Source organism: Micromonospora sp. H33, assembly GCF_052068455.1.
Taxonomy (GTDB): Bacteria; Actinomycetota; Actinomycetes; order Mycobacteriales; family Micromonosporaceae; genus Micromonospora.
This window is the reverse complement of record NZ_JBQHDE010000019.1, coordinates 71,805-78,067: the sequence shown is the minus strand read 5'-3', so window position 1 is coordinate 78,067 and position 6,263 is coordinate 71,805. Positions and strand designations below refer to the sequence as shown.

Annotated in this window: 7 protein-coding genes and 1 rRNA gene; 6 read left to right on the top strand and 2 right to left on the bottom strand. The window is 76.7% G+C overall.

What is annotated here, in order from left to right; genetic code table 11:
- Nucleotides 1–76, top strand: a 5S ribosomal RNA gene (rrf, locus tag ACTMS0_RS27455); the annotation flags it as partial.
- A gap of 90 nt (nucleotides 77–166) precedes the next feature.
- Here the strand turns inward: rrf and ACTMS0_RS27450 are convergent.
- Nucleotides 167–1,915 (bottom strand): hypothetical protein, encoded by a 1,749-nt coding sequence (locus tag ACTMS0_RS27450; protein WP_441158163.1) that lies wholly within the window; start codon nucleotides 1,913–1,915, stop codon nucleotides 167–169.
- Between ACTMS0_RS27450 and ACTMS0_RS27445 the strand changes: the two genes are divergently transcribed.
- Nucleotides 1,817–2,791, top strand: a complete 975-nt coding sequence (locus ACTMS0_RS27445; protein WP_441158162.1) for a Replicase polyprotein 1ab — start codon at nucleotides 1,817–1,819, stop codon at nucleotides 2,789–2,791. The genes ACTMS0_RS27450 and ACTMS0_RS27445 overlap by 99 nt on opposite strands.
- Nucleotides 2,788–3,804 carry an HAD-IIA family hydrolase gene (locus tag ACTMS0_RS27440; RefSeq protein WP_441158159.1) on the top strand — a complete coding sequence of 339 codons (1,017 nt, stop codon included), beginning with the start codon at nucleotides 2,788–2,790 and terminating at the stop codon, nucleotides 3,802–3,804. Before ACTMS0_RS27445 ends, ACTMS0_RS27440 begins: the two co-directional genes overlap by 4 nt.
- An 18-nt stretch (nucleotides 3,805–3,822) precedes the next feature.
- On the opposite strand, the gene ACTMS0_RS27435 is transcribed toward ACTMS0_RS27440, so the two are convergent.
- Complete coding sequence (locus ACTMS0_RS27435) at nucleotides 3,823–4,161, bottom strand: SCP2 sterol-binding domain-containing protein (RefSeq protein WP_441158161.1); 339 nt, start codon at nucleotides 4,159–4,161, stop codon at nucleotides 3,823–3,825.
- Between the two features lie 114 nt (nucleotides 4,162–4,275).
- On the opposite strand from ACTMS0_RS27435, the gene ACTMS0_RS27430 reads away from it, so the two are divergent.
- Genes ACTMS0_RS27430 through ACTMS0_RS27420 form a run of 3 tightly spaced genes read left to right on the top strand, consistent with a single transcriptional unit; the run spans nucleotide 4,276 to nucleotide 6,217 of the window.
- Nucleotides 4,276–4,983, top strand: a complete 708-nt coding sequence (locus ACTMS0_RS27430; RefSeq protein WP_441158158.1) for a phasin family protein — start codon at nucleotides 4,276–4,278, stop codon at nucleotides 4,981–4,983.
- Between the two features lie 37 nt (nucleotides 4,984–5,020).
- The gene (locus ACTMS0_RS27425; protein ID WP_441158157.1) at nucleotides 5,021–5,341 is read left to right on the top strand and encodes a hypothetical protein; all 321 of its coding nucleotides are present in this window, start codon (nucleotides 5,021–5,023) and stop codon (nucleotides 5,339–5,341) included.
- 18 nt (nucleotides 5,342–5,359) lie between these two features.
- The gene (locus tag ACTMS0_RS27420; RefSeq protein ID WP_441158156.1) at nucleotides 5,360–6,217 is read left to right on the top strand and encodes a TlyA family RNA methyltransferase; all 858 of its coding nucleotides are present in this window, start codon (nucleotides 5,360–5,362) and stop codon (nucleotides 6,215–6,217) included.
- Nucleotides 6,218–6,263: the final 46 nt, after the last annotated feature.

The following is a 6,263-nucleotide window of genomic DNA, read 5'->3' as shown; positions in this document are numbered from 1 at the left end:
GAACCCGGAAGCTAAGCCCTCCAGCGCCGATGGTACTGCACTCGGGAGGGTGTGGGAGAGTAGGACACCGCCGGACAATCTTCCAGTCGAGGGCCGCCCCATCCGGGTCGGCCCTCGACTGCGTAGCGCCACAGGTGGCGCAATCAGGAAGGATGTACCTGTGAGTTCAGGACCGCACGACGGAGATCGTCCGCGTCGATACGAAGACCGCCCGGCTGGCCGCGACGGCGCGCCGCGCCGCGATGGACGTCCGTCGTACCGGGACGACCGCGCCGGCGAGCGCGGTGGCGACCGCCGGTCCGCGCCCCGCGACGGCGAGCGGCAGGGCGGCTTCCGGGACCGTGAGGGCTTCCGCGGCGGCGACCGCCGCGAGGGTGGTGCCCGTGGTGGTGACCGTGAGGGCTTCCGCGGTACCGACCAGGGCTTCCGCCGCGAGGAGGGCTACCGGTCCGGTTCCCGGGACGGCGGCTTCCGTGGCGGCGAGCGCCGCGAAGGCGGTTTCCGTGGCGGTGAAGGCCGCGAGGGTGGCTTCCGCGGTGGTGAGCGCCGTGAGGGCGGTTTCCGTGGCGACCGCGACGGAGGTGCCCGTGGCGGCGAGCGTCGTGAGGGCGGTTTCCGTGGCGACCGCGAGGGTGGCTTCCGCGGTGGTGAGCGCCGTGAGGGCGGCTTCCGTGGCGACCGCGACGGCGGTTCCCGCGGTGGCGAGCGCCGCGAGGGCTTCCGTGGCGGTGACCGTCGTGAGGGTGGCTTCCGCGGCGACCGCGACGGTGGCTTCCGTGGCGGTGAGCGCCGTGAGGGTGGCTTCCGCGGGGACCGTGAGGGCGTTCGTGGCGGTGAGCGCCGTGAGGGTGGCTTCCGCGGGGACCGCGAGGGCGTTCGTGGCGGTGAGCGCCGTGAGGGTGGCTTCCGCGGGGACCGCGAGGGCGTTCGTGGCGGTGAGCGTCGTGAGGGCGGCTTCCGTGGCGGTGAAGGCCGCGAGGGTGGCTTCCGTGGCGGTGAGCGCCGCGAAGGTGGTTTCCGTGGCGGTGAGCGCCGCGAGGGTGGCTTCCGTGGCGGTGAGCGTCGCGAGGGCGGCTTCCGCGGCGACCGCGAGGGCGTTCGTGGCGGTGAGCGCCGCGAGGCCTTCCGTGGCGGTGAGCGTCGTGAGGGCGGCTTCCGTGGCGGTGAAGGCCGTGAGGGCGGCTTCCGTGGCGGTGAAGGCCGCGAGGGTGGCTTCCGTGGCGGTGAGCGCCGCGAGGGTGGCTTCCGTGGCGGTGAGCGCCGTGAGGGTGGCTTCCGTGGCGGTGAAGGCCGCGAGGGTGGCTTCCGTGGCGGTGAGCGCCGCGAGGGTGGCTTCCGTGGCGGTGAGCGCCGTGAGGGTGGCTTCCGTGGCGGTGAAGGCCGCGAGGGTGGCTTCCGTGGCGGTGAGCGCCGCGAGGGTGGCTTCCGTGGCGGTGAGCGCCGTGAGGGCGGCTTCCGTGGCGGTGAAGGCCGCGAGGGTGGCTTCCGTGGCGGTGAGCGCCGTGAAGGTGGCTTCCGTGGTGGTGAGCGTCGTGAGGGCGCCGGGTTCCGCGGCGAGCGTGCCGGCGAGCGCGGTGGCGAGCGCGGTGGCGAGCGCGGTGGCGAGCGCCGGGAGGGCTACCGGGGCGGCGACCGCCGTGAGGGCGGCTTCCGCGGGGACCGGGAGGGCTTCCGTGGGGGCGAGCGCCGTGAGGGTGCGTTCCGGGGTGACCGCCGGGAGCGGCCCGAAGCCGAGTACAGGACCGAGGCACCGGCCGCGCCGGAGCTGCCCGACGAGATCGTCGCGACCGACCTGGACAAGGACGTCCGGGCGGAGCTGCTCTCCCTGGCCAAGGGGGTCGCGGACAAGGTCGCCCGGCACCTGGTCGCCACCGGTCAGCTGATCGACGAGGACCCGGCCGAGGCGCTGGCGCACGCCCTCGCGGCCCGCCGGCTCGCCTCGCGTATCGCCGCTGTCCGTGAGGCCGTCGGCCTGGCCGCGTACCACGCGGGGGAGTGGCAGACGGCGGTGGCCGAGCTGCGGACGTACCACCGGATGACCGGCCTCCAGAGCCACCTCGCCGTCCTCGCGGACTGCGAGCGGGCCCTGGGCCGGCCGGAGCGGGCGATCGACCTGTTCCGGGGCGCGGACCGCGCCAAGCTGGACCAGGCCAGCGCGATCGAGCTGCTGATCGTGGCGGCGGGGGCACGCGGTGACCTCGGCCAGAAGGACGCCGCGGTGGCGATGCTCCAGGTTCCGGAGCTGACGAGTGACGCCGCCGAGCCGTGGACGGCCCGGCTGCGGTACGCGTACGCCGACGCGCTGCTCGCGGTCGGTCGTCGCGAGGAGGCCCGCGAGTGGTTCTCCCGCGCGGCGGAGGTCGACACCGACGGTGCGACCGACGCGGCGGAGCGCCTGCTGGAGCTCGACGGCGTAATGATCGAGGGCGACGACGAGGACGAGGTCGACGAGTTCGCCGCCGGCCCCGGCGCGCCGGGCGCGGTTCCGGCGGAGCCGGACGCCGACCTCACCGGCGGCGACGCCCGCGACGCCGAGCCGGCCGGTGCCGACGCCGACGACGCAGACGACCGTCACGCCGACGCCGACCGTGACGCTGACGCTGACGTCGACGTCGAGGGGTCGGCGGCCGACGCGACGGACGTGCCGGACGCCGGTGCCGTGGCGGACGACCTGGCCGACGACGAGCTCACCGAGGCCGAGGCGGGTCGCCTCGCCGGCGCGCAGGACATCGACGCCGACGCCGACACCGACGCGGCGCGGAGCGACGAGCCTGGTTCCGACCGGCGATGACCGACGGGCGGCGGCTGGTCGACGGGTACACCCTGGTCGTCTTCGACCTGGACGGGGTGATCTACCTGATCGACCGGCCGATCCCCGGCGCGGTCGAGGCGGTCGGCCGGCTGCACGCCGAGGGGCGGGCGGTCGCGTACGCCACCAACAACGCCTCCCGCCGGTCGAGTGAGGTCGCCGACCTGCTCACCGGCATGGGCGTCGCGGCCCGGCCGGAGGAGGTCCTGACGTCCGCGGCCGCCGCCGCGGAACTGCTCCGCGACCGCTACCCGGCGGGCGCGCCGGTCCTGGTGGTCGGCGCCGAGGCGCTGCGCGCCGAGGTCCGCGCCGTCGGGCTCACGCCGGTCGCCCGAGCCGAGGAGTCGCCGGTCGCGGTCGTCCAGGGGTACGGGCCGCAGGTCGGCTGGGTCGACCTCGCCGAGGCCTCGGTCGCGATCCGTGCCGGCGCCACCTGGATCGCCACCAACACCGACCGGACCCTGCCCAGCGGTCGTGGCCCGCTGCCCGGCAACGGCGCCCTGGTGGCCGCCCTGCGGACGGCGCTGCGCCGCGACCCGGACGTGGTCGTGGGCAAGCCGGCGCCGGAACTGTTCGCCACGGCAGCCCGCCGCGCCGGCAGCGGCCGGACGCTCGTCGTCGGCGACCGCCTGGACACCGACATCGAGGGCGCCGTGCGGGCCGGACTGGACAGCCTGCTCGTCCTCACCGGCGTCAGCGACGTCGCGGAGCTGCTGGCCGCGACGCCCGAGCGGCGGCCGACGTACGTGTCGGAGGACCTGGCGGGCCTCTTCGACCCGGCGGCCGCGGTGCGGGTGCCCGGCCCGGCGGACGCCGGGGGCTGGTCGGCGACGCTGCGCGACGGGCGGGTGGAACTGTCCGGGGCGGGACGGCCGCTGGACGCGCTGCCGGCGCTCTGCGCGGCGGCGTGGTCGGTGGCGGAACCGCCGCCGGTGCGGGCCGCCACGCCCGAGGCCGAGCTGGCGCTCGCGGTGTTCGGCCTGCTCGCCGACTGACCCGGCGCCCGCCGGCGGTCAGAGCAGCTTGCGGAGCTTCATCAGGTCGAACGGGTTGGCCTTGATCGAGACCCGCCGGGACGCCAGCGCGCGGGTGACGTCCAGCTCGCCGCGGACGAGGGCGAGCAGGTCGTCGCTCGTCGTGCTCATCGCGATCTTCGCCTTCGGGTCGTCGCCGTCGGCGAGGTCCACCAGGCGGCCGTCGGCGAGCCGGCCGTGGAACGCGCTGTCCAGGTCGGTGATCCGGCAGGCCAGCGTGCGGTCCAGGTCGACACGTTCCCGTACCGTCTCGGCGTTGCGGTCCAGACGGGCGGCGAGATCCTGCAACGCCTGCCGGCACTCGTCCACGCTGGCCACCATCGCCCCCTCACGCCCTCGCCACGCACTCCCCGGCACCGTACCGCACGGTGCGTTCCGCCGGGCCCGGTAGCGTGAGGACCGCACACCCCCGCCCCGCGGAAGGACTGAGGCATGCAGGACGCGTGGCGCGCCTACCTCGAGCTGGCCATGGGCCTGACGGAGGCGCCCCGGAAGAAGGCCCAGGAAGCGGTCCGCCGGGTCGTCGGCACGGGCGGCGCGACGGCCGCCCAGCTCCAGGCGCTCGCCGAGGAGCTGATGTCGACCAGCGCGGCCAACCGGGAGGCGTTGACCAAGCTCGTCCGGTTCGAGGTCGACCGGGCGCTCGGCGCCGTGGGGCTCGCCACCGCCGACGAGGTGGCCGAGCTGACCCGCCGGGTGCACGAGCTGGAACGGCAGCTCCGCGAGGCCCGCACCACCCCGGTTTCCGCGGCCGCCGGCACGGGCGCCGCCGTCGGCGGGCCGGGCCCGGTCGCGCCGGGTACCGCCGGTGAGCCGACCGCGGGAGGACCGAGCGCCGGCGCCGCCGAGCCCGCCACGCCGCCCGCTGCCGCCGCGCCCACCACCACGGCCGGCGCCCCGGTCGGGGCCGCTGGCGCGGCGCCCGGACCGGCCCCCGCGAAGAAGGCCGTGGCCAAGAAGGCTGTCGCGAAGAAGGTTGTCGCCAAGAAGGCCGTGGCGAAGAAGGCTGTCGCGAAGAAGGCCGTGGCGAAGAAGGCCGTCGCCACCCGCCCGCCGGCCGACCTCGCGCCCATCGAGGACGCGCCTGCCCCTCGGCCGGTGACGGCGCCCCGCAAGCAGCAGCCCGGCGGTGCGGCGTGACCGCCACACCCGTCGTCCGCCGCGCCGGGAGCCGGCCGTGACCGGCCCGGGCCGCCCCGGCCCGCCGCCCGGCGCCCGCCCCGGCCCGCCGTCGGGCGTACCGCAGAATGTCCGGCCCGGCGTGCCCGGCGGACCGCAGCCGGGTCCGCGGCCCGGCACGCCCGCCGGGTACCGGCCCGGGCCGCGGCCGGACGCCGTCCAGATCGGAGACGACGAGGAGGTGCGGCACCCGGCCGTCGACGCCGCCGTGCAGGCGATGGCCAACGCCGCCGGGCTCCCGCCGGCCGACCAGATCGCGCAGTACGAGGCGGCCTACGAGACGCTGCGGGAGACCCTCGCCAGCATCGACCAGTCCTGAGGAGCCGGAGAACCACCCATGGCACGTCGAACACGGCTGGACGCCGAACTCGTCCGCCGCGGCCTGGCCCGCTCGCGCGAGCAGGCCGCCGCGCTGGTGGAGGCCGGCCGGGTCCAGCTGCACGGGGTGCCGGCCCGCAAGCCCGCCGCGATGGTCGACCCCGCCGACCCGCTGGTGGTCACCGGTGCGGACCCGACCTCGGAGTACGTGTCCCGGGGCGGGCACAAGCTGGCCGGTGCCCTCGCGGCCTTCACGCCGAGGGGGCTGGCCGTCGCCGGCCGGCGCTGCCTCGACGCCGGTGCCTCCACGGGTGGCTTCACCGACGTGCTGCTGCGCGCCGGGGCGGCCGAGGTGGTCGCCGTCGACGTCGGGTACGGGCAGCTCGCCTGGTCGCTGCGCACCGACGAGCGGGTCCGCGTGTTCGAGCGCACCAACGTCCGTACGCTCACCCCGGAGGCGATCGGCGGGCCGGTCGACCTGACCGTCGCCGACCTGTCCTTCATCTCCCTGCGGCTGGTGCTGCCGGCGCTCGCTGCCTGCACCCGGCCCGACGGCGACCTCGCGCTGATGGTCAAGCCGCAGTTCGAGGTGGGGAAGGAACGGGTCGGCGCCGGTGGCGTCGTGCGCGAGCCGGAGCTTCGGGCCGAGGCGGTGCTGGACGTGGCCGCCGCGGCGGCCGACCTCGGTCTCGGCCTCGCCGGCGTGTGCGCCAGCCCGCTGCCGGGGCCGAGCGGCAACGTCGAGTTCTTCGTATGGTTACGCCGGGGCGCGCCCGCCGCCGATCCGGAGCGGGTGCGTGCGGTGGTGGCGGCCGGGCCGGAAGGCCCGGCGTCCGGCGAGCTGCCGGACACGGCGACGGAGGAGGTGGCCGGGTGAGCGAGCTGGCGAGCCCCGTGGCGCGCGGGACTGCCGACCGCGCGGT